22 protein-coding genes and 2 pseudogenes are annotated in these 25,813 nt (G+C 45.0%); 15 read left to right on the plus strand and 9 right to left on the minus strand.

The features are described 5' to 3' along the window. Nucleotides 1-140: 140 nt before the first annotated feature. The 4 genes from AB6D58_RS02085 (at nucleotide 141) to AB6D58_RS02100 (ending at nucleotide 5,615) form a co-directional block, all read left to right on the plus strand. Nucleotides 141-1,577, plus strand: coding sequence for a coniferyl aldehyde dehydrogenase (locus tag AB6D58_RS02085; protein WP_372097729.1), 1,437 nt, complete (start codon nucleotides 141-143; stop codon nucleotides 1,575-1,577). Then, nucleotides 1,574-2,152: a TetR/AcrR family transcriptional regulator gene (locus tag AB6D58_RS02090; RefSeq protein WP_372156401.1), complete on the plus strand. Its 579-nt coding sequence runs from the start codon at nucleotides 1,574-1,576 to the stop codon at nucleotides 2,150-2,152. Before AB6D58_RS02085 ends, AB6D58_RS02090 begins: the two co-directional genes overlap by 4 nt. A gap of 534 nt (nucleotides 2,153-2,686) precedes the next feature. Next, nucleotides 2,687-4,261, plus strand: a complete 1,575-nt coding sequence (locus tag AB6D58_RS02095) for an ABC-F family ATP-binding cassette domain-containing protein (RefSeq protein ID WP_372156402.1) — start codon at nucleotides 2,687-2,689, stop codon at nucleotides 4,259-4,261. A 115-nt stretch (nucleotides 4,262-4,376) separates the two neighbouring features. Next, nucleotides 4,377-5,615, plus strand: coding sequence for a leucine-rich repeat-containing protein kinase family protein (locus AB6D58_RS02100; RefSeq protein WP_372156403.1), 1,239 nt, complete (start codon nucleotides 4,377-4,379; stop codon nucleotides 5,613-5,615). A 136-nt stretch (nucleotides 5,616-5,751) separates the two neighbouring features. On the opposite strand, the gene AB6D58_RS02105 is transcribed toward AB6D58_RS02100, so the two are convergent. From AB6D58_RS02105 to AB6D58_RS02135, 7 genes are all read right to left on the minus strand, one after another. Further along, nucleotides 5,752-6,201, minus strand: a complete 450-nt coding sequence (locus tag AB6D58_RS02105) for a hypothetical protein (RefSeq protein WP_102320512.1) — start codon at nucleotides 6,199-6,201, stop codon at nucleotides 5,752-5,754. Nucleotides 6,202-6,269: 68 nt separating this feature from the next. Continuing rightward, the gene (yqfB, locus tag AB6D58_RS02110) at nucleotides 6,270-6,584 is read right to left on the minus strand and encodes a N(4)-acetylcytidine aminohydrolase (protein ID WP_017063603.1); all 315 of its coding nucleotides are present in this window, start codon (nucleotides 6,582-6,584) and stop codon (nucleotides 6,270-6,272) included. A gap of 224 nt (nucleotides 6,585-6,808) precedes the next feature. Continuing rightward, on the minus strand, nucleotides 6,809-7,162 hold the full coding sequence (gene rplT, locus AB6D58_RS02115; protein ID WP_004733517.1) for a 50S ribosomal protein L20: 354 nt from the start codon (nucleotides 7,160-7,162) through the stop codon (nucleotides 6,809-6,811). Between the two features lie 42 nt (nucleotides 7,163-7,204). Continuing rightward, nucleotides 7,205-7,399: a 50S ribosomal protein L35 gene (gene rpmI, locus AB6D58_RS02120; RefSeq protein WP_004738430.1), complete on the minus strand. Its 195-nt coding sequence runs from the start codon at nucleotides 7,397-7,399 to the stop codon at nucleotides 7,205-7,207. A gap of 104 nt (nucleotides 7,400-7,503) precedes the next feature. Further along, the gene (gene infC / locus AB6D58_RS02125) at nucleotides 7,504-8,055 is read right to left on the minus strand and encodes a translation initiation factor IF-3 (RefSeq protein ID WP_076654893.1); all 552 of its coding nucleotides are present in this window, start codon (nucleotides 8,053-8,055) and stop codon (nucleotides 7,504-7,506) included. 2 nt (nucleotides 8,056-8,057) lie between these two features. Continuing rightward, nucleotides 8,058-9,986 carry a threonine--tRNA ligase gene (thrS, locus tag AB6D58_RS02130; RefSeq protein ID WP_372156404.1) on the minus strand — a complete coding sequence of 643 codons (1,929 nt, stop codon included), beginning with the start codon at nucleotides 9,984-9,986 and terminating at the stop codon, nucleotides 8,058-8,060. A gap of 383 nt (nucleotides 9,987-10,369) precedes the next feature. Continuing rightward, a complete protein-coding gene (locus AB6D58_RS02135; protein WP_016789246.1) occupies nucleotides 10,370-11,113 on the minus strand; it encodes a sporulation protein in 744 nt (247 codons plus the stop codon). Nucleotides 11,114-11,294: 181 nt separating this feature from the next. Here AB6D58_RS02135 and hutC point away from each other — a divergent pair, with 181 nt between their 5' ends. The 6 genes from hutC to AB6D58_RS02165 all read left to right on the plus strand — a co-directional run bounded on the left by hutC (nucleotide 11,295) and on the right by AB6D58_RS02165 (nucleotide 18,671). Then, nucleotides 11,295-12,008 carry a histidine utilization repressor gene (gene hutC / locus AB6D58_RS02140; RefSeq protein WP_017070233.1) on the plus strand — a complete coding sequence of 238 codons (714 nt, stop codon included), beginning with the start codon at nucleotides 11,295-11,297 and terminating at the stop codon, nucleotides 12,006-12,008. Between the two features lie 113 nt (nucleotides 12,009-12,121). Beyond that, on the plus strand, nucleotides 12,122-13,372 hold the full coding sequence (gene hutI / locus AB6D58_RS02145; RefSeq protein ID WP_372156405.1) for an imidazolonepropionase: 1,251 nt from the start codon (nucleotides 12,122-12,124) through the stop codon (nucleotides 13,370-13,372). After that, nucleotides 13,359-14,387: a formimidoylglutamase gene (gene hutG, locus AB6D58_RS02150; protein ID WP_372156406.1), complete on the plus strand. Its 1,029-nt coding sequence runs from the start codon at nucleotides 13,359-13,361 to the stop codon at nucleotides 14,385-14,387. Before hutI ends, hutG begins: the two co-directional genes overlap by 14 nt. A gap of 90 nt (nucleotides 14,388-14,477) precedes the next feature. Beyond that, the gene (gene hutU / locus AB6D58_RS02155; RefSeq protein WP_372156407.1) at nucleotides 14,478-16,172 is read left to right on the plus strand and encodes a urocanate hydratase; all 1,695 of its coding nucleotides are present in this window, start codon (nucleotides 14,478-14,480) and stop codon (nucleotides 16,170-16,172) included. A gap of 14 nt (nucleotides 16,173-16,186) precedes the next feature. Next, nucleotides 16,187-17,719, plus strand: coding sequence for a histidine ammonia-lyase (gene hutH, locus AB6D58_RS02160; protein WP_372156409.1), 1,533 nt, complete (start codon nucleotides 16,187-16,189; stop codon nucleotides 17,717-17,719). A gap of 226 nt (nucleotides 17,720-17,945) precedes the next feature. Continuing rightward, nucleotides 17,946-18,671: a DUF3581 domain-containing protein gene (locus AB6D58_RS02165; protein ID WP_016792117.1), complete on the plus strand. Its 726-nt coding sequence runs from the start codon at nucleotides 17,946-17,948 to the stop codon at nucleotides 18,669-18,671. Between the two features lie 91 nt (nucleotides 18,672-18,762). Here the strand turns inward: AB6D58_RS02165 and AB6D58_RS02170 are convergent, their stop codons facing one another. Both AB6D58_RS02170 and AB6D58_RS02175 read right to left on the minus strand, forming a co-directional pair. Further along, on the minus strand, nucleotides 18,763-19,224 hold the full coding sequence (locus tag AB6D58_RS02170; protein ID WP_017059772.1) for an isoprenylcysteine carboxylmethyltransferase family protein: 462 nt from the start codon (nucleotides 19,222-19,224) through the stop codon (nucleotides 18,763-18,765). Between the two features lie 66 nt (nucleotides 19,225-19,290). After that, entirely contained in the window at nucleotides 19,291-22,326 is a 3,036-nt protein-coding gene (locus AB6D58_RS02175; protein ID WP_372156411.1) for an FAD-binding and (Fe-S)-binding domain-containing protein, read from the minus strand. Between the two features lie 222 nt (nucleotides 22,327-22,548). Between AB6D58_RS02175 and AB6D58_RS02180 the strand changes: the two genes are divergently transcribed. The 5 genes and pseudogenes from AB6D58_RS02180 to AB6D58_RS02200 all read left to right on the plus strand — a co-directional run bounded on the left by AB6D58_RS02180 (nucleotide 22,549) and on the right by AB6D58_RS02200 (nucleotide 25,689). Further along, nucleotides 22,549-23,232 carry a DUF3334 family protein gene (locus tag AB6D58_RS02180; protein WP_017059770.1) on the plus strand — a complete coding sequence of 228 codons (684 nt, stop codon included), beginning with the start codon at nucleotides 22,549-22,551 and terminating at the stop codon, nucleotides 23,230-23,232. Nucleotides 23,233-23,441: 209 nt separating this feature from the next. Then, entirely contained in the window at nucleotides 23,442-24,131 is a 690-nt protein-coding gene (locus tag AB6D58_RS02185) for a DUF2786 domain-containing protein (RefSeq protein WP_017059769.1), read from the plus strand. A gap of 118 nt (nucleotides 24,132-24,249) precedes the next feature. Beyond that, nucleotides 24,250-24,817, plus strand: a pseudogene (locus AB6D58_RS02190) (tetratricopeptide repeat protein); the annotation flags it as partial. Between the two features lie 80 nt (nucleotides 24,818-24,897). Then, a pseudogene (locus AB6D58_RS02195) lies at nucleotides 24,898-25,335 on the plus strand (hypothetical protein); the annotation flags it as partial. Nucleotides 25,336-25,500: 165 nt separating this feature from the next. Continuing rightward, entirely contained in the window at nucleotides 25,501-25,689 is a 189-nt protein-coding gene (locus tag AB6D58_RS02200) for a hypothetical protein (RefSeq protein ID WP_017059767.1), read from the plus strand. The last annotated feature ends 124 nt before the right edge of the window (nucleotides 25,690-25,813 follow it).

The following is a 25,813-nucleotide window of genomic DNA, read 5'->3' on the forward strand; positions in this document are numbered from 1 at the left end:
TTCCTACTAGAACTCGCTCACTTCAATGTTGTAACCGCTCAATTTTTGAACTTTTCTCGCGCATATCTTGTATTCGGTTCAATCTTCTTGTAATTTTAACTGACCAACCAATCGGTCAGCCTTCGAATTTAGGGGATACTATGAGCCATAATCTAGACCTTGAACCAAACACGTCGAGCACCAACGACATGGATCAAATATTCAACCGACAACAAGATCACTACCGTAACAACGTTAATCCAACACTTGATCAGAGACGAAATGATCTCTCAGTCTTGAAAAAACTATTAATGCGCTACCAAGAGCAGTTAATTGAAGCGGTATCAGAAGATTATGGCCATCGAGCAGAGCACGACAGCTTAATTGCTGACATCACCCCTTCCCTACACCAGATCAATTACAGTGATAAAAACCTGAAGAAGTGGTTGAAGCCTTCACGTCGAAAAGCCGGCTTGATGCTAACACCAGCCAAGATTACTGTGCATTATCAGCCAGTAGGTGTGGTTGGTATCATCGTGCCTTGGAACTTCCCAGTCATGCTCTCTTTAGGCCCTCTGATCACAGCGTTAGCAGCGGGCAACACGGCGATGCTCAAGATGTCGGAGTTTACTCCAGCGACCAACCGAGTTTTAAAAGCGATGTTGGCCGAAGGCTTTAGTGAAGATCAGGTTGCGATTATCGAAGGCGAAGCTGACGTTTCCGCTAAATTTAGCCAACTGCCGTTTGACCATATCCTTTTCACAGGCTCAACCGCTGTGGGTAAACACGTTATGAGAGCAGCGGCTAACAACTTAACACCAGTTACCTTGGAATTAGGCGGCAAATCTCCAACCATCATTGCCCCTGACTTTGATGTGGCTGACGCTGTTGAACGTATCTTGTTTGCCAAGAGTCTAAACGCTGGCCAGATATGTGTAGCGCCTGATTACATCTTATTGCCGCGAGAAAAATCAGACGAGTTCATCACAGCCTATAAGCGTTATTTCAAGAAGCTTTATAAAGCCGGTATTGAGAGCAAAGACTTAACCTCAGTGATCAACATGCGCCAATACAATCGCTTGAAAGGTGTCATTGAAGACGCACAAGCCAAAGGCGCGGTTATTCACACGGTAACCGAACAAGCACAAGACGATGTAAACCACAGAATGACGCCGCACCTTCTCACCGAAGTGAACGATGAGATGCTCGCGATGCAAGAAGAGCTGTTTGGTCCTGTTTTGCCTATCGTGCCTTATGATTCCATCGAAGAAGCAATCAATTACATCACAGAGAGAGAACGCCCACTGGCTCTGTACCTAATGAGCCATAATAAAGAAACCCAAGACAAGCTTTTATCAGACACGCACTCTGGCGGTGTTTGTATTAACGACTCGCTAGTGCATGTGGCAGCAGAAGACGCGCCGTTCGGTGGCATTGGCCCTTCAGGCATGGGACACTATCACGGCATTGAAGGCTTCAAGACCTTTAGCCATGCCAAAACCGTTCTAAGCAGAGGAAAAATCAACTTCACCAAGTTAATGCATCCTCCTTACAACAACCCAATCAAGAAACTGATGTTCAAAGTACTCAATAGATGATCACCAAAAGACAAAAAATCCTAGATGCTGCACTCTTGCTATTCTCTCAACAGGGGCTAGAGGGCACATCTACTGGACAAATAGCGAAAACAGCTGGTGTGGCGAAAGCGACGCTGTTCCACCACTTCGAAAACAAATCTCTATTGATTGATGAACTGTTTCGCGAGCTGAAGTTGGAGCTATTCTCTACCCTTCAACAACACACTGATATTGCTGAGCAGGATCTCTATCAAGCCTTTAAGTTCATGTGGATCACTGGGATTGAATGGGCACTAGAAAATCCGCTTGCGATGAAGTTCTTCACCAATGTTCATTTCGACCCAACGACTCAAACTCGAGAAATGATTGTTTCACAGATGTTCGCATCGTTAGACGAGATCATTTTGAAAGGGCAAGAGGATGGTGAATTAATGGTGTTAGACATTAACCTTGTGAGGCACTTCATCCATAGCCACTTTCTGATTTGTGCAAACTGGCTGATTGAACAAAGTGAGTCTCCACCAGAGCAAACATCGAAGTACATCAACGATAGCTTTGATATGTGTTGGCGCGCCGTTGGTGGGCAAAACAAGTAGCTTTAGCTTTAAGCCCAAGGCTCTAAGCTCTAAGCTCTAAGCTCTAAGCTCTAAACCCAAAGATATAAGTTCTAGACTCAACTTACCTCCAATAATGATCACTAAAGCGCCACACAGACGCTTTAATTATTTGAACACAATTTAATCACCTCAACATATTGACTCAGAGTACTTTCTTTCAGTACCATCCCACCATCATTTCAAAAGAGAATAACGCCATAATGAAGTACTAACATCCTGACATCCGATTTATTTTTATAAAAATCATTTGGACACTCGGGGTTAGTGGGCGTTACTTCGTCATCTATTTTCGCGACAAATCAAGCTCTTAAAGATCCGTTTTTTGACAAGCTACATCTTTAAGATCAGTACGTTAAAGACAGAAATCAGATCAGCACTCTATTTCCTATCTTTGATTGGTACGCTACCTAAGTAACGTCTTTGGCGATCTATACATAGAATTCTATGTAGGGTTCTATATAGAAAAAGCGCCTCACCCCTTTTACTCGTTTACACGTAAAGGGAGGTATTTTTATGCCTACTATATTAGCCAACAATCTCTCATTCCAACTCGATACTGGTGAGTGGTTATTCAAAGACATCACCTTTAATTTGAGCACTCGCCTCACCGGCCTAGTCGGAAGGAATGGGGCTGGAAAGTCACTACTTCTTTCGTTACTGATCGGGCAAAAACAGCCCACAACAGGCAGTATTTCGCGCCAAGGTTCGATCGGCTTTTACTCTCAGTTGCCATCAACGCTACTGGATTCCGCCACCACCATCGCTGACTTCTTAGGGCTCACCGAAAAGTTAGATGTATTAAAAGCGATAGAGCAAGGTAGCTGCGAACTGCAGCACTTCAATATCGTTGGAGATGATTGGGATTTAGAGACACGTACCCAGCAGTTGCTAGGTACACTCAAAATCACTAGTGATTTGAACACGCTTTGTTGCTCTTTGAGTGGTGGGCAACTTGCCCTGTTACAGCTTCATCGGCTATTCGTATCAAATAACGACATACTGATCCTCGATGAGCCTTCGAACCATTTGGATAACGATGGACGCAATTGGGTACTCGAACAGTGCCAGTTGTTTGAAGGCAAAGTGCTTGTCGTCAGCCATGATCGAAGATTATTGAGACAAATGGACGGGATCTACCATCTAAATAGCTTGGGCGTACGTTTCTATAAAGGAAATTATGATGATTACTTCAAACAAGTGTCTAGCCAAAGCGAAGCGCTCAACAAACAGATCGCGCATCATCAGTCCGAAAAGAAACGACTCGAGCGTCAAGCTCAAGCCAACAAGGAAAAGGCGCAGCAGCGAGAATCTCAGGGAAACCGACTCAGAAAGTCAGGTAGCCAACCCAAGATCTTACTGGATGCGATGAAAGACAAAGCAGGACGAACCCTAGGAGCATCAGCCACTAGCCAAAGTAACTTAAAGGAGCAAAACCAAGATAGGCTTCAATCTCTTAAAGAACAAAAGGAACAACTAAAACCACAAGCGTTATATCTTAAACAGGGTAATAACAGTAAAAAGAACTCGCTATTAACCGTTGAAGATTGCCATATGAGTTTTGGTTCTGGCGCTCCCATCAACTTCTCTATGTCGCAAGGTGAACGGTGTTATCTAAGCGGTGCAAACGGCTGTGGTAAATCGACACTGTTGAAAGCGATTCACAACGAGCACACGAACTACACTGGCACCATCAAACGCTTAGGGGCGACCGTATACCTTGATCAACACTTTGGTTTGCTAGATACCCACAACACCATGTTCGATAGCCTGATGACACATAGCTGCGGCATGACAGAAAGTGACGCGCGAACCCTGCTAGCGGGAATTGGATTCAGGCGAGAGTCTGTATATCGCAAAGTCGCTCACCTCAGTGGTGGCGAGAAAATGAAATTGGCGATGTTGATTGTCAGCCATAAACAGGATGCCCCACTTCTTTTGCTTGATGAACCAGACAATCACTTGGACATAGACTCGAAGCAAATATTGGCGTCCGCTTTACGTGAATACCAGGGTGCATTCATCTTGGTCAGTCATGATAGCGATTTTGTTGAGGAGGTCGGCGTTAGCCAAAACCATATACAGCTTTAACCTTCGTAAATTCGTTCACTTAGTTTAGTTAGGCTAGTATTCTTCCGGATACTCGCCTTTCTTGATTGAGACAAGTAAACTACGCGCCTCGAACATCTATTCATAAGGCTAAGGTTTGCATACTCTAGAACAATTAAAATCAGGGCAACTTAAAGGTATTAAGCGCTTAAAACTGTCAGAAAGTCTCACCGAGTTTCCTCTAGAAATCATAGAGCTTGCAGATTCTCTTGAGATCCTAGACCTTTCAGGTAATCAGCTGTCAGACCTACCAGCCGAGTTATCACAGCTGACTAACCTGCGTATCATCTTCGCGTCGAATAACCTGTTTACGCACCTGCCTGATGTTCTAGGGTCACTTCCTAAGCTCGAAATGGTTGGCTTTAAAACCAACCAAATCAAAACCGTTAGCGAGCAGTCTCTGCCTACTCAACTACGTTGGTTAATCCTGACCGACAATGAGATTGAGATTCTGCCAAGCTCACTAGGTGAAAGACCACGACTACAGAAACTGGCATTGGCGGGTAACAAGATTCGCGTGTTACCAGAAAGCATGGAAAGCCTATCCAACCTTGAACTGGTTCGCCTGTCTGCAAACCAGTTGACTGAATTCCCTGAGTTCCTTATTAAGCTACCAAAGCTGGCTTGGCTAGCATTTGCGGGTAACCCGTTTTGCAAACACCCGAGCAGCTTAGATAGCGTGCCTGCTGTAAGCTCGCAATGCTACTCACTGAATCAAGTACTTGGTCAGGGGGCATCTGGCGTAATTTCACATGCTAACTGGTTGAACGGCGATTTTGATTTCCCACAGGAAGTCGCTGTAAAAGTATTTAAAGGTGAAGTAACAAGCGACGGCTACCCACACGATGAGCTCGAAGCTTGTTTGCAGGCTGGTCATCATAGCAACCTAGTGAAGTCGATAGCTCAAGTCGATGAACCAGACTATCTCGCATTAGTGATGGAGCTTATCCCAAGCAACTATTACAACCTAGGCTTACCCCCTACTCTTGAAAGCTGTACTCGCGATACGTTCAATGAAGGCTTTGAGCTTTCAATTACTCAGATTAATAGCATTACCGAACAGATGGTTGATGTGTTTGAACACCTTCATGCCAACAAAGTCTGTCATGGTGATCTATACGCTCACAACACTTTAGTGAACGAAAAAGGTCAGATGATCTTTGGCGACTTTGGAGCGGCAACTATCTACGGCTACCTAACTGAAGAGCAGCAACAAGGCATTCGTCGTATCGAAGCTCGCGCATTAAAGTACTTTATTGAAGACCTACTGACGATTTGTGCAAAGCAAGATCAAGACAGCGAGCTTTATAGTCAACTAGCGAACTTCAAAGCTTAATGGCTTAATAGCTTAATAGCGCGTTGATTAGAAGTACTCGGTCGAATTGAAAACAACAAAGCCAACATCACTGTTGGCTTTGTTGTTCTTGGAATATCACTAATTTTAATGGACAAGCAAGGTTGGCTAAAAGGGATTAACGCTCAGCCTGCACCAATTTCAGATACGAGTGCAGCTCACCATTTTTATATTCCACTGCAGAGTGAATATTTAGATCAGCACGAGCCACAACAGCAAACTGGTAGCGGTTCTCACCCTTCAGAATCTCGACGTGTAACAAACCATCTTTTAGTTGCCACTGCCCTGTTGTTTCAAATCGGTCGAACAAACGATATTCAATCAAAGAACCGTCAGCATTGAAGTGCACTTCAGTGATGTAACCGCCGGGACAGCTCTTCACCCAAACTCGATTCTCGATATCACTGACAATGAAGTCACGCTTGGTATCACGCCACGCTAGAAAGCCTTCGCTATCATAAAGAGCAATGTTGAGATCAGTTCTAGAAATTAACGGCTGCTCAGTTTGCTCACGACAATAAAGTTGGAGCAAAATTTTCTGAACTGTTTCATTCTGTAATTCATTCATTGTGACTTCTCTTTCTCATTGCTCTGCGTTAGACGCGGTATTGATCAACCAATTCTATTTAAAGCGGGCTACACAAGCTCGTAAGAAACCACATACAGCTGAGAGATACCTGGATAGATATCTTGAATCACGTCTTTCAGTACTTGCAGCGTCATGTTCTCTTGCTGAGCATGGAACTCACCTAAGTCATCAAACAAAATTGGCTCAACGCTGATGATCTTAAGATTACAGAACACACGGTCTTGCTCTAGCGTCGATACTTCCACAACACTGCCTGGCTGGTAGTCTCGCTCAGATTCATCACGAATAGTAATCGTCTTCTTGCCAGATAGGATGTCAGTTTCAAAACGTTCGAAGAACGTCATAGTGGTCGGTGCGGTCATTTATTTCGGTCGCTTTACATTTAAAGGTTAGGTAAATGTTTATATACCAGAATGCGTGTTCAAGCGAATAAAAATTAGGTGCGGGATGCGAGATGCGAGATGCGAGATGCGAGATGCGAGATGCGAGATGCGAGATGCGAGAGAGTATGGCAAAGCCAAATTACAGGCAATAAAAAAGGAGAACCGAAGTTCTCCTTTTCTTAAACCTTTAAGCTAACTCTAAATTATAGAGATGCTTTCGCTTTTTCAACTAGAACAGCAAATGCTGCTTTGTCGAATACTGCGATGTCAGCAAGAATCTTACGGTCGATCTCGATAGATGCTTTCTTTAGGCCATTGATGAAACGGCTGTAAGATAGACCATTTTGACGAGATGCCGCGTTGATACGTGCAATCCAAAGTTGACGGAATTGACGTTTCTTGTTGCGACGGTCACGGTAAGCGTATTGACCAGCTTTGGTAACTGCTTGGAAAGCTACGCGGTAAACACGTGAACGTGCTCCGTAGTAACCTTTAGCTTGTTTTAGAACTTTCTTATGACGTGCACGAGCTTGTACACCACGTTTTACGCGAGGCATTATGCTTCTCCTAAACTAAACGAATTTATAAACTAAAAAGAATTAAGCGTATGGCATCATACGTAGAACTTGAGCAACTTCACATTTAGGAAGGATCGAGTTCGGACGTAGCTGACGCTTGTTCTTAGTAGTACGCTTAGTCAGGATGTGACGTTTACCAGCGTGCTTAAACTTAATACCACCAGCAGTTTTCTGGAAACGCTTAGCAGCACCTTTGTTGGTTTTCATCTTAGGCATGATGAATAACTCCGCATTGTTGAGTTGTTAATAACATAGTAATTAGGGCGAATAAAACCCCGCAACCTGAGGCTGCAGGGTTCAATTACTTGCAAAGCCGTTAATTACTTCTTTTTAGGGGCCAACACCATGATCATCTGGCGACCTTCAATTCTCGTTGGGAAAGATTCGACTACTGCAAATTCTTCAGTATCCGCTTTCAAACGATTAAGAACGTCAACACCGATTTCTTGGTGAGCCATTTCGCGGCCACGGAAGCGAATTGTTACCTTCACTTTGTTGCCGTCTTCTAGGAAACCAGTCAGGTTGCGTAGTTTTACCTGATAGTCTCCAATATCAGTTCCAGGTCGGAATTTAATTTCCTTGATCTGAACCTGCTTTTGCTTCTTCTTCTGCTCTTTCGCAGCTTTGCTCTTCTCGAAGAGGAACTTACCGTAGTCCATCACACGACAAACTGGCGGCTCGGCGTTAGGGCTGATCTCTACAAGATCCATACCAGCTTCATTTGCAGCTTCCATCGCTTCAGCGATTGATACTACACCAACAGCTTCGCCGTCTGCGCCAGTTAGACGCACTTCACGAACGCCACGAATGTCACCGTTTAAACGGTGCTGGTTTTGTTTGGCCGGTTGTTGGCCACGTCTTCCGCCTTTAATAGCTATTCCTCCAGATTGAGCTTACGGCTTGAAACCTCGGCTTGGATGTATGAAATAAAGTCATCCACTTTAAATTTGCCAAGGTCCTTACCTTTACGTGTACGTACTGCAATTGCGCCGGCTTCCATTTCTTGGTCACCACACACAAGCATGAACGGTACACGTTTCAAAGTATGTTCGCGGATTTTAAAGCCAATCTTCTCATTTCTCAAGTCTGCTTTGACTCTAAATCCACTTTTTTGCAGTTTTTTCGTAATTTCTTGTACATATTCAGACTGTTTGTCTGTAATGCCCATTACAACTGCTTGTTCTGGCGCCAACCACGTTGGGAAGAAGCCAGCGTATTCTTCAATAAGAATACCAATGAAGCGTTCTAGTGAACCTAAAATCGCGCGGTGGATCATAACTGGCGTGTGACGCTCGTTATCTTCACCTACGTAAGTAGCACCTAAACGTTCTGGTAATGCAAAATCGAGCTGCACTGTACCACATTGCCAAGCGCGGTCCAAACAATCATGCAAAGTAAATTCAATCTTAGGTCCGTAGAACGCACCCTCGCCTTCTTGAATCTCGTATGCAATGTCCATTGCCTCTAGCGCTTGCTTAAGGTCAGCCTCTGCACGGTCCCACATTTCGTCTGAACCTACACGCTGTTCTGGACGAGTAGATAGCTTAACAACGATGCTTTCGAAGCCGAAAGTTGTGTAAGTATCGTAAACCATTTCAATACAAGCTTTAACTTCTTGTTGAACTTGGTCTTCAGTACAGAATACGTGAGCATCATCTTGAGTGAAGCCACGAACACGCATAATGCCGTGAAGTGCGCCAGACGGCTCGTTACGGTGACATGAGCCGAACTCAGCCATACGTAGCGGTAGATCACGGTAAGATTTCAAACCTTGGTTGAAGATTTGAACGTGACCAGGACAGTTCATTGGCTTGATAGCGTATTCACGGTTCTCTGAAGAAGTAGTGAACATCGCTTCAGCGTACTTATCCCAGTGACCAGAGCGTTCCCAAAGAACACGGTCCATCATTAATGGGCCTTTAACTTCTTGGTAATCGTACTCAGTCAGTTTTTGACGAATAAATACTTCTAGCTCACGGAAGATAGTCCAACCGTTGTGGTGCCAGAACACCATGCCTGGTGCTTCTTGCTGCATGTGGAATAGGTCAAGCGCTTTACCGATTTTACGGTGGTCACGTTTAGCCGCTTCTTCTAGGCGCACAAGGTGAGCTTTAAGTGCCTTCTTGTCGTGGAATGCAGTGCCGTAGATACGTTGAAGCATCTTGTTGTCACTGTTACCACGCCAGTATGCACCCGCTACGTTAAGTAGAGTGAAGTGCTGGCAGAAGCTCATGTTAGGCACGTGTGGACCACGACACATATCGATGTATTCTTCGTGATGGTACAGGCCTGGACGATCATCTTTAGAAACGTTCTCGTCCAAGATTTCAATCTTGTAAGTCTCGCCGCGAGCTTCGAATGCGTCGCGCGCTTCCTGCCAGCTAACTTTCTTCTTAACAACCTGGTATTTGGTCTTCGCTAGCTCTTTCATGCGCTTTTCGATCTTTTCTAGATCGTCTTGCGTTAGAGAGTGCTCAAGATCGATATCGTAGTAGAAACCGTTATCGATAGTAGGACCGATCGCCATTTTCGCTTCTGGAAAAAGCTGCTTAACCGCGTGGCCTAAAAGGTGAGCACAAGAGTGACGAACGATTTCAAGGCCATCAACTTCATCTTTAGCTGTGATGATTTCTAGGCTTGCATCGTTTTCGATAAGATCACAAGCATCAACACGCTCGCCGTCTACACGACCAGCAATGGTAGCTTTCGCAAGACCAGGACCGATTGATAGGGCAACATCTAGAGTTGATACAGGGTTGTCAAATTGACGCTGACTACCGTCAGGAAGAGTAATAATTGGCATTATTTGTCCTTTACAGTGGTGTTGCACACCAAGCAACACATGAAAATGTTTAATATATGTCTTTCAATCAACGAGTACGCTGATTGGGGATATATGCATAATAAATATACCCACATAGAAGCAAATACAGATGCCACATCTGTGAGTAGCCGAACATTGTAACGAAATAATATGAAATGACAATGTTAGTCCCGCAGCACCACAAAACTATATGACTGAAATGTCTCTTCTATATAGATCCTTCTAACGCCTAACCCATAGTTCAATCAGTAATTCGTTGGCTTTATCTACAATACAAAAAAGCCGAACGGATAAGTTCGGCTATAGAAATCGTACTGTCTTGTCTCTATTAATAGAAAAAGCGACTACTAACAGAAAGGGAACTACGCACTCATGATTCTTGATACAGCGTTGCGAATGTCTGAGTCGGCCGCATTAGCAGGTAAGCTGAATGAGATGTATTGGTCGCCACGGAAGCTCATTGAGCGGTCGATTTCTGCTAGGCAGTGAACCATTGAACCTTCAACGATGAATGACAGCTCGATCTCTTTATTATTCATGAAGCCGCCGCTGCGAAACTCAATCTCTTGGTAACAGCCCGAACGAGAAGCAAAGCTGTTGCCTTTTAAGAAGCCCTTCTCTACGTCTGCTTTCACCATTGCCATGCCCGATGCTTCCACACCTTGGATAATTTTAGCGACTGTTGGCAGTGGATGAACGGAGATAAAGTCACGGTCTTTAGGATCAATCGCAAAGCCGATATCTAGGTTGGTTTCAACCCACACATGGCATTGGTTCATTTGTGCGTTCAACGCGGTGACTGGTGTTTCATCATTTAACTTAAGACGGAACGGCACCAATTTGGTTTCACCCGGTTGGATCACAAATGGTTCTACCGCTTGAATACGACCCAACGAAAAAGTTTCGTAGCTGGTGCTATCTTCCGTTTCGACTTTTACTTCTGTGTTGAGAACCAAGTTAATCAGGTCGATTTGTTGCTCAACGTCGCCACCAACAATGTGAACATTGCCAGACAACTCTCCACCTTGGAAAACTTCAATATTATCTAAGACGGTATCAACCTTTGCTGCACCGATGCCCAACGAGGCCTTTAATTTCTTAAACATATTATTTCCCTTTCTAATTATCTGATTTACGAATAGTTATTGCGTGACAATTTGCGACACTTGCCTCACAGAATCAAGCAATTTGCCCCATCTATGTTGAATAAGGTCACATTGCCCGAGGAAATGTTGAAATCGTTAAAAAATCCGTTACTCTATTTGTATAGTCAAATAAGGTTTCATTATGTCGAAAGCGCCGCTCTACCTTCAGATAAAACAGTTCATAGACGACAAAATTACCAATGGTCACTGGCCGGTGGGTTATCAAATTACCACCGAACTCGAACTCACCGAGCAGTTCAATGTGAGTAGAATGACGGTCAATAAAGCCATTCGAGATCTTGTGTCTGAAGGTAAGCTCATTAGGAAGCCAAGGCTTGGTACTTTTGTTTGTGAACCCGACGAAAAAGCGCAATCTCCGCTGCTTGATATCAACAACATCGCGCAAGAGATCAAAGACCGCGGCCAAACGTATACTAGCCAAGTTATCAAGCACGATAGTATCAAGGCTGATGAAAGCACGGCTACACGGTTAGGTGTGATGATTAACGCAGAGGTGTTCTATAGTGAAATCATACACTTTGCTGACAACACGCCGATACAATTGGAAGCGCGCTGGGTGAATTCTCAAGCCGCTCCAAAATACCTAGAGCAAGACTTTTCAACTTCCACACCTAATGAATACCTTTCAAAAAGCTGCCCGTTAAGTGCTATCGAGCACACGGTTGAAGCCATTATTCCAGACTCTCAAATCAGAACGTCACTAAAGCTATCTGAATCAGAGCCTTGCCTTCTTTTGAATAGAAGAACATGGAGCAAAGAACGCCTCATCAGCTTTGCATTGCTCTACCATCCTGGCTCTAAGTACAAATTAAGCTCCAAGATACTTCTAGATTAAAGAACATCATCCTGATCGCCGATCACATTTTTGCAACATCAACTTGATTCGGGTCATAGTTTAGCCTATTTATTTGTATATACATTTAATGTTTAGCAAAGATCTAGGTGATTATGAATTTGATCCTCAAAAACGCACGAGTGGTCTCCATGAGTTCGGGATCCGACGGTTATCAGCCCTCTTCCCCTCAAGATATCGTTATCGAAAGCGGTAAAATCGTGTCCATCTCTTGTTCAAACCAAGGCGTACTTGCTTCTGAGGTAGAACAACCGAGCACTGATAACTCTGAGGATTACATCACCTATGATTGCAAGAACAAGCTCGTCACCCCAGGTCTGATTGATTGCCACACTCACCTCGTATTTGCGGGTAATCGTGCCAACGAATTTGAACAGCGTTTGAATGGTATCTCTTACACCGACATCGCCAAACAAGGCGGCGGCATTCTAGCGACAGTCACTGCAACACGCGCAGCGCAAGAGTCTGAGCTGGTTGAAATGGCATTACCGAGACTTGATGGCCTACTAAGAAGTGGCGTAACCAGCATCGAAGTAAAATCTGGCTATGGTTTAACACTTGATGATGAACTCAAAATGTTACGCGCAGCCAAAGCGTTAGAGAATCATCGCCGTATTAAGATCACGACCACTCTCCTTGCAGCACATGCTGTGCCACCCGAATACAAAGAGCAACCGGACAGCTATATCGATCTGGTTTGCCAAGAGATCATTCCTAAAGCTGCAGAGCAAGGGCTCGCCGATGCCGTTGACGTGTTCTGCGAATCTATCGGCTTCAACTTAGAACAAACCGAACGCGTCTTTGCAGCTGCCAAAGTACATGGGCTGGCGATTAAAGGCCACACTGAACAACTTTCTAATATGGGTGGCAGCGCGCTTGCAGCAAAATACGGCGCACTCTCTGTCGACCATGTTGAATACCTTGATGAAACCGGAGTAAAAACGCTGGCAGAATCAGGCACAGTCGCCACCTTATTACCCGGTGCTTTCTACTTCTTGAAAGAGACTCAACAGCCGCCTATCGCCCTACTTCGTGAACACAAGATTCCAATGGCGATCGCGACCGACTTAAACCCCGGAACCTCCCCTTTTGCAGATTTAACCCTGATGATGAACATGAGCTGCACCCTGTTTGGCACGACACCTGAAGAAGCATTGCGTGGTGTAACTTGTAACGCTGCGGCTGCCATTGGTGAGTCACAAACCAAAGGTAAAGTCGAAATCGGTTATGCCGCAGATTTGGCTATCTGGAACATCGACCACCCTGCCGACTTAAGCTATCAAGTTGGTGTTCCGCACCTGCATAAACGCATTGTTAATGGCGAGGTGTGTCATGACTCAATCTAAATCCAACGCTATCCAAGAGAACGCAACAACCATGCATAACTTTGTGTGGACAGGGCGTAATGATCTTGAAGATGGCCCACTCGGTACTCGCGTTCATCACATTACCAAGCAAGTGCAAAGTAGCGAGTTAAGTGACGAGCTGACTGACGGTGGTATCGCCTTGGTAGGCTTTGCCAGCGACGCCGGTGTTGCAAGAAATAAAGGACGCGTGGGCGCGAAACAAGCACCTAACTTGATACGCCAAACTCTGGCGAATATGGCTTGGCACAGTGACGCATACATCGCGGATCTTGGTGATATCGAGTGCAATGATGGTCAATTGGAAGTCAGCCAAAAACAGTGTGCTTCTGTGATTGCCAATGCCTTAGCAACCAACAAAGTGATTACCCTTGGCGGTGGTCACGAAGTCGCTTGGGCTTCTTTCCAAGGCCTAGCTGAGCATCTTCACAGAACTCAATCAGATCACAAACCTAAGATAGGCATCGTTAACTTTGATGCTCACTTTGATCTTCGTGAATTTGAAAGCGACATCGCTGACGTAAAGCCAAGCTCAGGCACACCATTTAACCAGATAAGTGATTACTGCCACACACATCAGTGGCCGTTTCATTACGCTTGTCTTGGTGTGAGTGCCGCCAGCAATACCAAAGCGCTGTTTAACAAAGCTGACCAACTGGGCGTGTGGTATGAACACGACCGCAACATGACCCAAGTGAATCAAGTCGCTCAACTGATCAAGTTACAAAAATTCATCGCTGAGTGTGATTATCTCTATCTCACCATTGATCTCGATGTTTTCCCCGCAGCTACTGCGCCGGGCGTAAGTGCACCAGCGGCAAGAGGCGTGAGCTATGAAGCACTCGCTCCTTTTCTAGAACAGATTTTCCAACACAGTAAAAAACTCATTATCTCGGACATTGCAGAATATAACCCGGACTACGACGTCGATGGCCAAACGGCTCGATTGGCAGCTCGTTTGTGTTGGGATATTGCCAGTGCAATGGCCAGCGACTAATCCAGCTATACCGATAACTACAACTACAACTACAACTACAACTACAACTACAACTACAACGATATAACGTGAAACAGAAGGAATTCCAAAATGACGGAACACCACAACAGTGACCCTCGTCTCGACACGACTCGCGAAATTCGCGCACCTCATGGCACCACTTTGCGCGCAAAATCTTGGTTAACAGAAGCACCCCTTCGTATGCTAATGAACAACCTAGATCCTGATGTGGCAGAACACCCACATGCACTGGTTGTGTATGGCGGTATTGGTCGTGCAGCACGTGATTGGAAATGTTACGACAAGATTGTTGAAGTATTAGAGCGTTTAGAGGACGACCAAACGTTACTTGTTCAATCCGGTAAACCTGTGGGCGTGTTCCCGACTCATAAAAACGCACCTCGCGTACTGATCGCTAACTCGAACCTTGTTCCACACTGGGCGAACTGGGAACACTTCAACGAGTTCGATAAAGAAGGCTTGATGATGTACGGCCAAATGACGGCGGGCAGCTGGATCTACATTGGTTCACAAGGCATCGTTCAAGGTACTTACGAAACCTTTGTCGCTATCGCGAAGAAGCACTTCCAAGGTGAAGCAAACGGCAAGTGGGTTCTAACGGGCGGTCTTGGTGGAATGGGCGGCGCTCAACCTCTTGCTGCAACGATGGCTGGCTTCTCAATGATCGCAGTGGAGTGTGATGAATCACGAATCGACTACCGCTTGCGTACTGGCTATGTAGACAAAAAAGCCACCAGCTTAGATGAAGCGATGGCAATGATTAAAGAGTCAGACACGCCAATCTCTGTTGGCTTATTAGGTAACGCCGCAGACGTCTTCCCAGAGTTAGTTGAACGCAATATCACACCTGATGTGGTGACTGACCAAACCTCTGCCCACGATCCTCTTAACGGCTACTTGCCGCAAGGTTGGACGATGGAGAAAGCCGCACAAGAGCGCTCCATTGATGAAGCAAAAGTGGTGAAAGCCGCTAAGCAATCTATGGCGATTCAAGTACAAGCGATGTTAGACCTGCAATACCGCGGCGCAGCGACCGTGGATTACGGTAATAACATTCGCCAAATGGCACTGGAAGAAGGCGTAGAAAACGCGTTTGATTTCCCAGGTTTCGTTCCGGCTTATATTCGACCTTTATTCTGCGAAGGTATTGGTCCTTTCCGTTGGGCGGCACTATCTGGTGACCCAGAAGACATCTACAAAACAGACCAAAAAGTAAAAGAACTGATTCCAGACAACCCACATCTACATAACTGGCTAGATATGGCGCGTGAACGCATTCAGTTCCAAGGCCTGCCTGCGCGTATTTGTTGGGTTGGCTTGAAAGATCGTGAACGCTTAGGCCAAGCATTCAATGAAATGGTGAAAAATGGCGAACTGAAAGCACCAGTTGTTATCGGTCGTGACCACCTAGATTCAGGTTCAGTAGCAAGCCCGAACCGCGAAACAGAAGGCATGATGGATGGATCAGATGCCGTATCAGATTGGCCTCTATTGAATGCCCTTCTGAACACAGCGGGCGGCGCAACTTGGGTTTCTTTGCACCACGGTGGTGGCGTTGGTATGGGCTTCTCGCAACACTCAGGCATGGTGATTTGTTGTGACGGCAGTGAAGATGCATCACCGCGTATTGCTCGCGTACTTCACAATGACCCAGCAACCGGCGTTATGCGTCATGCTGATGCAGGTTACGATATTGCCAAGCAATGTGCCAAAGAGCAGAAGCTTGATTTACCTATGCTAAACGAAGAACTTCGTCGCCTTTAATGTCTGGAGAGAACATGTTGAACTTATTACTTAAGCCAGGACTTCTTGGCCTATCTGAACTTCGAAAAATCAGCCGTAGCCCTGTGAACTTATCACTCGATCCTGCAGCAATCCCGGATATCGAAGCGAGCATGCAAGTTGTCGAACAAGTGATTGCTGAAGACCGCACTGTGTATGGCATCAACACGGGTTTTGGCTTATTAGCAAACACCAAGATTGCGCCTGAAGATCTCGAAGTTCTACAGAAAAGTATCGTACTTTCTCACGCTGCGGGCATTGGCAAGTTCATGTCTGATGAAACCGTACGCTTGATGATGGTATTGAAGATTAACAGCTTGTCTCGCGGTTACTCGGGTATCCGACTCAAGGTCATCAATGCTCTTATCGATCTTGTGAACGCACAGGTTTACCCATGTGTTCCACAAAAAGGATCAGTAGGTGCATCTGGAGATCTTGCTCCCCTCGCCCACATGAGTACGGTACTTCTAGGTGAAGGCCAAGCGCGCCACAACGGCAAAATCATCACTGGCTTAGAAGCAATGCAGATCGCTGGCTTGGAGCCAATCACACTTGCGCCGAAAGAAGGCTTAGCGCTGTTAAACGGCACACAAGCATCGACTGCCTTTGCATTAGAAGGTCTGTTCGCAGCGGAAGACTTGTTTGCGTCTGCAACCGTATGTGGTGCAATGTCTGTTGAAGCTGCACTGGGTAGTCGTCGTCCGTTTGACCCTCGAATTCATCGCGTTCGTGGTCATCGTGGTCAAATGGATGCCGCGCTTGCTTATCGCCATATGCTTGATCAAAAGAGTGAGATTGGTGAATCACACACTTGCTGTGAAAAGGTTCAAGACCCTTACTCGTTGCGCTGTCAGCCTCAAGTGATGGGTGCCTGTTTACAGCAAATTCGTAATTCAGCAGAAACGTTAAACGTTGAAGCGAACTCGGTATCGGATAACCCACTGGTATTTGCTGAAGACGGCGACATTATTTCAGGTGGTAACTTCCACGCAGAACCTGTGGCAATGGCAGCGGATAACCTAGCACTTGCGATTGCAGAAATTGGTAGCCTTTCTGAACGAAGAATGGCACTGCTGATTGATAGCGCACTAAGCAAACTTCCACCTTTCTTGGTCGATAACGGCGGCGTTAATTCAGGCTTTATGATTGCTCAGGTTACCTCTGCAGCATTGGCGAGTGAGAACAAAACCTTAGCGCATCCTGCGTCAATAGACAGCCTTCCGACATCAGCAAACCAAGAAGACCACGTATCAATGGCAACCTTCGCAGCACGTAGACTTAGATACATGGCTGAAAATACCCGTGGGATATTGGCTGTAGAATATTTAGCAGCAGCACAAGGGCTAGACTTCCGCGCTCCGAATCTATCTTCTCCTCGTGTGGAAGAAGCGAAACAGATTTTGCGTGAAAAAGTCAGCTTCTACGACAAAGACAGATATTTTGCACCGGATATTGAACAAGCGAACTTATTGCTCAAATTATCCGTTCATAATCACCTAATGCCAGAAGGCACTTTGTGTAGCTTTTAAAGCAAAAACATTCTGAACAACACTCATTAGAGTGTCATATAAACAAGGGCTATCGATTAGCCCTTGTTGCATTGAGCCAGAGGCCATATCTCTCTTAAAGTCGTCACATACCATCCAACGTATTTATCTAATTGACTGATATATAAGCAAAGTTAACTGGATAGACCATTAGAACGAAGTTAGTTAGCTATAATCCACCCCAGATTTGATGACTAATAGCGATACTATGTTTCTGACACCTTACTTTTCTACTGAAGACAATCAATTTCAATTCACTCGTGAACAGGCTAGCCACTTTGCTAAAAAAGTAGCCGCTGACTTCAACCCAATTCACGATGAAGACAACAAGCGCTTCTGCGTGCCTGGCGATCTTTTGTTTGCAGTTCTTCTGCAGAAAGAAGGTATCAGCCAAAAAATGCGTTTTGATTTTTCAGGTATGGTTGGTAACGGTATTGCGCTTAGCGTTGACAACAAGTGTGAAAAAGAAAGCTCACTGGTTGACGAGAAAGGCAAAGAGTACCTACACATGTCTTGTGAAGGTGAGAAAAGCCACGATCAAGCATTCATCGAACACGTAGTAACAAACTACGTTAAGTTCTCTGGTATGAACTTCCCACACATCATGGTTCCTCTTATGGAAGAGCAACAGATGATGATCAACTGCCAACGCCCTCTTGTTATTTACGAGAGCATGGAAGTTGAATTTACTCGCCTAGACCTATCTCACCCAGAAGTTGAATTCTCTGGTGCGACTTTTGATGTTGAAGGCAAGCGTGGCATCGTGACACTGAACTTCGATTTCAAAGAGGACGGCGAAGTGGTAGGTAAAGGCGTGAAACGCATGGTAGCAAGTGGCCTTAAGCCATACGACCAAGCTTCTGTAGACGACCTAGTAAACCGCTTCAACGAACGCAAAGAGATGTTTCTAGCTCAGTTCACAGCCGCTGCTTAATCAGCTCTAGAACAAGATCAATAAAGCCCAGCTTGATAATCTCAAGCTGGGCTTTTTTATTTCGATTACTAAGCCAGCACTCAAATCATCACTAAATCCAGCGTCTAACCTTTTGTTTGTAATCAACATATTCTGCGCCGAATAATTGTTCTAGTGCTCGCTCTTCGGGTTTGATTTGGAAGTAATTCATGTAGATTACGAAGCCAAAGCTAAGTAGTACACTGAAGATATTCTGGAAGAAGTAGCCAAAGCAAAATAGCAGGATGAACAACCCTAAGTACATTGGGTTTCGCGTGTAGCCAAAAATTCCACTGTCCACGACGGCTGAAGCGGTTTCGACTTTGATCGGGTTAACGGTGGTTTTCTGTTTTCGAAATTCCAATATGCCGGATATTCCGATCACACCACTCAATGTGACTCCGATTCCTAACACAATCATTCCATGAGGCAATGCCAGTGTCCCTTGGCTCAACTGTTGAGCGCAGAAGTATGATGCTACGAATACAATAATGAACAGTGCAACTGGTGGTACTTTTAATTCTAGAAATTTCATACTTTTCCTTATTAACATTCCTTTGTTAGTTTAGAAAAAAGCCCAGCAATTGCTGGGCTAAATGTATTAGAGAATTTTTGCTAGCGCCTGTAATGGGTGAGCAAGCTTCTCACCTTCAAAACGCTTCACTTGGCTGCGGCAAGAATAGCCCGTCACCAAGCAACGATCTTTTGGTAAGTCCTGCATTTGAGGCTTCCAGCTTAAACCATATATGTCTTTCGACATTTGTAGCTTATCGACTTCGTGGCCGAAAGTTCCTGCCATACCACAACAGCCGACAGGAACGCTGGTTAACGCCGCCCCAAAGTGTTTGAAGATAGTACCCCACTCTTTTTCAGCGTTCGGCATTTTGGTCTTCTCAGTACAGTGAGCAAACAAGTACCACATATCTTCACTTGCTGAGCGTGCTTCGAACTCACCTAGCGATGGCATTAACCATTCATGCACAGTAAGCACATCAAAGTCGCCGCGCTTGCCACCTAAGATCTCGACGTATTCATCGCGGTAACAAAGCACAAGAGCAGGATCAACACCGACCAAAGGAATTCCGATATCCGCCACCATCGACAAGAAATCAGAAGTCGATTTCGCCTCACGTGCAAAACGATTTAAGAAGCCCTTGATGTGTAGCGCTTTACCATTCGGTTTGAACGGCAGCAGTACCGGTGTTTTGCCCAGCTTTTGAGCCAAAGTGACGAAGTCTTCAATCACCTCAGCATCATAGAAGCTGGTAAACGGATCTTGAACGATCAGCACATGCTGTTTCTTCTGTTCAGAAGACAAGCCTTCTAAATACTGTAAGTCGAAGAGTTGTAGCTCTTTACTTGCTAGACGATTTTGTAGCGTAGGCACCGACATCAATGGTGCATCAACATAACCGACCGTTTTAGCTGTTGCCGTTTGGATCCACTTTTGACCTAATGCAGCGTTCACTACTTTTGGCGCTTTCGCCATCAGCGGCAGCATGGTTTCAATGTTGGCAACTAGATAATCTTTTACAGGGCGTTGGTAACGGGAGTAATAGATGTTCAAGAATCGTGAGCGGAAACTTGGTACATCGACTTTGATCGGACATTGACTCGCACACGCTTTACACGCCAAACAACCGTTCATCGCTTCATGAACTTCATGTGAGAAATCGTATTCGTGGCGTTTGTTCATCGTGTTACGAACACGCTCAATCATAGTCTTAACGGGTGTATTGTCTTTCAACGCTTCTTGCTCAAGGTCAAGAATATCAACGCCTTGTTCAGTCAGTTGACGCAACCACTCTCTTACCAAGCCTGCGCGGCCTTTTGGTGAATGACGTCTGTCAGCCGTAACTTTCATTGAAGGACACATTGGCGAGCTAGTATCGTAGTTGAAACACAAGCCGTTACCGTTACATTCCATTGCTTGCTTGAAGCTGTCACGCACTTGTACGTCGATCTGACGGTCGTAGAAACCACGCTTGGTATCGGTGACTTTCACCAATTCAGCGTCACTTTCTAAAGGCGTACAGATCTTGCCTGGGTTCATCTTGTTGTGCGGGTCGAATGCTGCTTTAACACGTCTTAATTCGGTAAACAGCTCTTCACCAAAGAAGTCTGGGCCATACTCCGAACGGAAGCCTTTACCGTGTTCACCCCACATTAAGCCGCCGTATTTCGCCACCAGCTTAACCACTTCATCAGAGACTTCATGCATCAAGGCTTCTTGCATCGGATCACACAGATCCAATGCCGGACGAACGTGTAATACACCCGCATCTACGTGACCAAACATGCCGTAATTCAACTCTTTTGAATCGAGTAACACTCTAAATTCAGAGATGAAATCCGCGAGGTTTTCTGGTGGTACACAAGTATCTTCAGCAAAAGCGACTGGCTTAGCTCGGCCTTTCGCCGCACCTAACAGACCCACTGCTTTCTTACGCATGTTGTAGATTCGGCCAATGCTCGCCAAATCGCTACAAACTTGAAAACCAATCACGCCGGCTTCTTCGCTTTCAACCATGGTTTCAAGGCGTGCAGTCAGCGCTTGAACTTGCTGTTCAACTTCCGCTTCATCTTGGCCTGCAAACTCAACCATGTTGATGCCAAGCATCTCTTTGTTCGGAACATCAGTCAGCAAATCGCTCACGGTGTGCCAAACGATGTCTTGCTTCGCTAGGTTCAATACTCTTGAATCTACCGTTTCAACAGACAGTGCTTTCGCTTCCACCATGAACGGCGCATTACGCAGCGCAGAATCAAACGTGTTGTATTTCACGTTAACCAGTGTGCGCGCTTTTGGAATCTTGGTTAGGTTTAACTTTGCTTCCGTGATGAATGCTAAAGAACCTTCAGCGCCACATAGAACGCGAGTTAGGTCAAAGCTGTCATCTTGTTCGTTGATTGCATTCTTTAGGTCATAGCCTGTTAAGAAGCGATTCAGCGGAGGGAATTTATCTAAGATTTGAGCGCGTTTGTCTCGACAAACCGCCTCTGTCACCGCAAGTGCATGGTGAGCGAATTCACCCTCTACAGGTAAGCCGTGTGATAAATCAGATTCTAGACATGAACCATCTGCGAACACCGCTTGCAGCGACAATACATGGTCAGACGTTTTGCCGTACTTCAATGACCCTTGGCCCGAAGCATCGGTATTGATCATGCCACCCAAGGTTGCTCGGTTACTGGTAGAAAGGTCTGGAGAGAAAAAGTAACCATAAGGGCGAACAGCGTCGTTCAATTGATCTTTAACGACACCAGACTGAACTCTTACCCAGCCCTCTTTCTCGTTAATCTCAAGAACCTTATTCATGTATCGCGACAGGTCAACCACGACACCTTTTGTTAAAGATTGTCCGTTGGTTCCGGTACCGCCGCCACGAGGGGAAAAAGTCACGCGTTCGTAAGCGGATTTAGAAACCACTTTACCGATAAGCACAACGTCTTGCGTTGTTTTAGGAAGGATGACCGCCTGCGGCAATTGCTGATAGACACTGTTATCAGTCGCCACAGCCAAACGGCTAGAATATTGAGATTCAATGTCGCCAGTAAAGCCCGCTGTTTTTAGTTCATCTAAAAAGCGTACGACAACTGGATCGACATCAGCATTGAGTTGAAGTCTTGGTAACATTTGCTTCCTGCCCCTACTTCGCTGATCCTATCAGCATTGGGTTATCTGAGATTTTTAATAATTTTCTTTGAATTTCGTCACTTTACTACTATTAAGATCATATAAAAAGGTGATCAAATCAGAATCTCAGTGCAAGAATGGAGAAATAGTCACTTTCGTCTTAATTCAGTAACAATATACTGAATAACATTTTGTTTAAGACATCTCCACGAGCACATCACAATGAAAAAAAACAAAACAGTCACAACTGAAGATATCCTTCTTAAACTATGCCAATCAGTCTCAAGCGTACTGACTTCAGCGACGGCTTCTCAGGTGTCCTATTCAGCCATGGTTCAAAAGATCAACAAGACAAGCCTAAAGCCAGATTTTGGTTGCTTCGTTCTGTTTGACGGCGGCTTTTCTGGTCTCGTTGTTATTAATTTTACGTCCAAAGCAGCGCTAGAGATCTACACCAATTACATGCGCAATATGGGCATGCCTGAAAACGAGCTTGCTGTGCTTCATACTTCAGACGAAGTGGGTGATGTATTGGGTGAGTTGATGAACCAATTAGTTGGCGATTTCACCAATAAAATCCGCAAAGAGCTGCAAACCAACATCACACAAAACCAACCGAAAATGCTGGCTCTGAACAAGCAAGTTAACCTTTCTGTTGATACCAATCTCGACCGTCCACAAGCTCGTCGTGTGACCTTCTCTACCGCTAATAACAACATCTTCTACCTTGAGCTTGCGATGGATAAGACTGAGTTCATTCAATTAGAAGAATTTGAAATCGCAGAAGACGAATGTCCAGATAGCATTCTTGAGGCGACTCAGAAAAAAATGCAAGAAGCGAACAAGCCAGCTCAAAGCTCTGGCAATGATTCTGCGGCAGATCTACTCGATGAACTGGGTATCTAGTTTACGAATGCTCTAGACATATTGAAAAAACGTGTCACTAACGCCATCAATACGCTTGATGGCGTTTTTGTTTTTACCGCCAACTGGGCTCATGCAGTTCAATGTTCACCGCCTTCCTTGTTCATCAAACCAGTTTTGCCTTTCTGTTACCCGCGAAAACATGTAAAATGTTGGACTTTTAAAAATTTGCGGTACTGATTAAATTGTCGATGGATAAGAAAAAAGCCCTAAAGAAAATTGCCAAGTGTCTTGAGCTTGGAAATTCTGCGAACGTCAATGAAGCTGCCAATGCGATAAAAATGGCGCATAACTTGATGCTGAAATATGGTCTCGAAAAAGACGATATTGAATTTATCAAGATGGGGAAAACTCAGTCCAGTCACCTGTTACCTGCAAATATCAGTTCTACACTGCTGCGTGTTATTCGCGGTATCAACACCAAATTTGGCGTAGAAGCCGTATTGCTGAATCATAAAGGCCTCAAGCGTGTTGAGTTCATTGGTGAAGCCGACCGCGCGATCTTCGCAGCGTTCGCTTTCGATATCATTTATCGTGAACTGAATGAACACACCGGCCAATTCAGAAATAGCTTTGCTGGCTCTGGCACAGGGTCCTTAGAAGTGACACGCCGCGTGAACTCGTTTGTTTCAGGCTGGGTTGAAGGTGCGCTTGAAAAGCTACCAACCATTACTCCCGACGACGAATCAAACAACAAGATCAATAACTACATTGATAAAGAATTCAAAAATATCGACCGTGAAACGTTCAAGCAGCAACTGAGAGAAGCGATGAAAAACCTCACCGCCGATTATGAAGTTGGTTTGAAGAAAGGTCGTAAATTGTCTGTTAATCGACCAGTTGGCGGTACCCAGGCAGCTAAAAAGATAACTAAATCATAGAGCCGATGCACATTGGCTTAGGGTATTGATAGTGATTACTTTAGTCGTATCACTCGCCGAAGAAGATACGACTTAATTGACAACCACATATCGTATTAGACTTAACTATGAGGTCCCATTGTTTATCGTGTCCAATTTTCCCCCCTTATCATTTCTTAGAGCTCTATTTCTAGCCCTCATCTTTTCCACGATTCAACTGTCCACCACACATTTCGTGCACGCAGCAAGCAGTGATGAATTTTCACTAGAATCACAACCTCAAGATCCAGTTTCTCAATACCAATTGGCTCAAGCTTATGAATCGGGTGTCGACGTTCCTGTTAGCACCAGTGATGCATTGTATTGGTACACGCAGTCAGCAGAAAACGGCAACCCAAACGCGCAATTTAGACTGGGTGAATGGTACTTGGCAGGTACAGGTGTTGAACAAAGTAACAAGCTTGCTTTGGAATGGTTTATTAAAGCGGCGTTGCAAGGTAACCAGCGCGCACCTATCGAGGTAGCAAAACTCTACGAATCCTCGCTAGAACAAGACCTCCTTCAACCATTAGATAAAGCGCAGCTATGGTATGAAGCAGCCTTAAAAGATAATCCACAAGCAGAAGAGGGCTACAACCGCATTTTGGAAGCACAATTCAACCAGCAACGTGCAAAACAGATCTCTTCAATAGAACAGCTCGATGACAGCATCGACTCTGAAATAGACACCAGTCAGGGGGTATCTAAGCACGTTCAATCTAACCAAGCATCACGCTCTAACCTCTCCAGTTCTAACCTAACTAGCTCTGACTATATGATTGGTGCTGCGTTGGCCGTGTTGATTTCAATCATCAGCATTATTGCGACGCTCGTTATCTCAAGAAAAAGACAAGCTCTAAAGTCGGGTGATTCGCGACAGCAACAACAATCACTTGAAGCGCAGCTTAGCTCGAAGGACCTTACGATTAAGCAGCAAAAACGCCAGCTGCACACTATGTTCCACGAATTGAAAAAGCAGAAAAACAGCAAAGGTCTGAGTAGTTTGCAGGTGGCCTGCGCGCTATTTGGCTACACACCTAGCTCAATCCCCGACCAGAAAAGCATCAAGATCCGATACAAACAACTATCAAAGATCTACCATCCAGATGGTCACGGATGTGACGAAGAAATGAAACGTTTGAACAATGCGCTAAAAACCATTTTACAAAATGTTACAAAACCGTAAATAAAAACACATCTTCATTTTTCAAGGTCTCAAAGATATCGATTTTATTGGTGTTGCAATCGATCCCCCTCTCAAAAACGGGTAACAAACTATTAACTAATGGGTCTTACTTGTGTCATAATCTGCGCCGAAAATACACCTGACTTAAACAGGTGAGGAGAGAATATGTTCACAATAGAAGGCGTTTGTGATTGGTGCAAAAAGCCAAGCCTAGTTAAAAAGCACGACTACCTAGATGGTAAGTGTCATCATGCATGTAACGAGTGCAATGATATTGCAACCATTGATGTTCGCCAGTTCAATATTGGTGAAATGGAAATGAGAGCAAAACTCTCCCAAGCGACATTGAGATAAGCAACACCGTGAAATATAAGAAAGCGCCTAAGGCGCTTTTTTTGTGCCTGCGGTTTTAGATCTTCTCTCTTCTCTCTTCTCTCTTCTCTCTTCTCTCTTCTCTCTTCTCTCTTCTCTCTTCTAT

Source organism: Vibrio sp. 10N.239.312.D08 (genome assembly GCF_041466145.1).
Lineage (GTDB): Bacteria > Pseudomonadota > Gammaproteobacteria > Enterobacterales > Vibrionaceae > Vibrio > Vibrio crassostreae_C.

Coding starts and splice junctions, on each gene's coding strand:
- AB6D58_RS02085 (WP_372097729.1), top strand. CDS start 141: ATGAGCCATAATCTAGACCTTGAACCAAACACGTCGAGCACCAACGAC.
- AB6D58_RS02090 (WP_372156401.1), top strand. CDS start 1,574: ATGATCACCAAAAGACAAAAAATCCTAGATGCTGCACTCTTGCTATTC.
- AB6D58_RS02095 (WP_372156402.1), top strand. CDS start 2,687: ATGCCTACTATATTAGCCAACAATCTCTCATTCCAACTCGATACTGGT.
- AB6D58_RS02105 (WP_102320512.1), bottom strand. CDS start 6,201: ATGAATGAATTACAGAATGAAACAGTTCAGAAAATTTTGCTCCAACTT.
- yqfB (WP_017063603.1), bottom strand. CDS start 6,584: ATGACCGCACCGACCACTATGACGTTCTTCGAACGTTTTGAAACTGAC.
- rplT (WP_004733517.1), bottom strand. CDS start 7,162: ATGCCTCGCGTAAAACGTGGTGTACAAGCTCGTGCACGTCATAAGAAA.
- rpmI (WP_004738430.1), bottom strand. CDS start 7,399: ATGCCTAAGATGAAAACCAACAAAGGTGCTGCTAAGCGTTTCCAGAAA.
- thrS (WP_372156404.1), bottom strand. CDS start 9,986: ATGCCAATTATTACTCTTCCTGACGGTAGTCAGCGTCAATTTGACAAC.
- AB6D58_RS02135 (WP_016789246.1), bottom strand. CDS start 11,113: ATGTTTAAGAAATTAAAGGCCTCGTTGGGCATCGGTGCAGCAAAGGTT.
- hutC (WP_017070233.1), top strand. CDS start 11,295: ATGTCGAAAGCGCCGCTCTACCTTCAGATAAAACAGTTCATAGACGAC.
- hutI (WP_372156405.1), top strand. CDS start 12,122: ATGAATTTGATCCTCAAAAACGCACGAGTGGTCTCCATGAGTTCGGGA.
- hutG (WP_372156406.1), top strand. CDS start 13,359: ATGACTCAATCTAAATCCAACGCTATCCAAGAGAACGCAACAACCATG.
- hutU (WP_372156407.1), top strand. CDS start 14,478: ATGACGGAACACCACAACAGTGACCCTCGTCTCGACACGACTCGCGAA.
- hutH (WP_372156409.1), top strand. CDS start 16,187: ATGTTGAACTTATTACTTAAGCCAGGACTTCTTGGCCTATCTGAACTT.
- AB6D58_RS02165 (WP_016792117.1), top strand. CDS start 17,946: ATGTTTCTGACACCTTACTTTTCTACTGAAGACAATCAATTTCAATTC.
- AB6D58_RS02170 (WP_017059772.1), bottom strand. CDS start 19,224: ATGAAATTTCTAGAATTAAAAGTACCACCAGTTGCACTGTTCATTATT.
- AB6D58_RS02175 (WP_372156411.1), bottom strand. CDS start 22,326: ATGTTACCAAGACTTCAACTCAATGCTGATGTCGATCCAGTTGTCGTA.
- AB6D58_RS02180 (WP_017059770.1), top strand. CDS start 22,549: ATGAAAAAAAACAAAACAGTCACAACTGAAGATATCCTTCTTAAACTA.
- AB6D58_RS02185 (WP_017059769.1), top strand. CDS start 23,442: ATGGATAAGAAAAAAGCCCTAAAGAAAATTGCCAAGTGTCTTGAGCTT.
- AB6D58_RS02200 (WP_017059767.1), top strand. CDS start 25,501: ATGTTCACAATAGAAGGCGTTTGTGATTGGTGCAAAAAGCCAAGCCTA.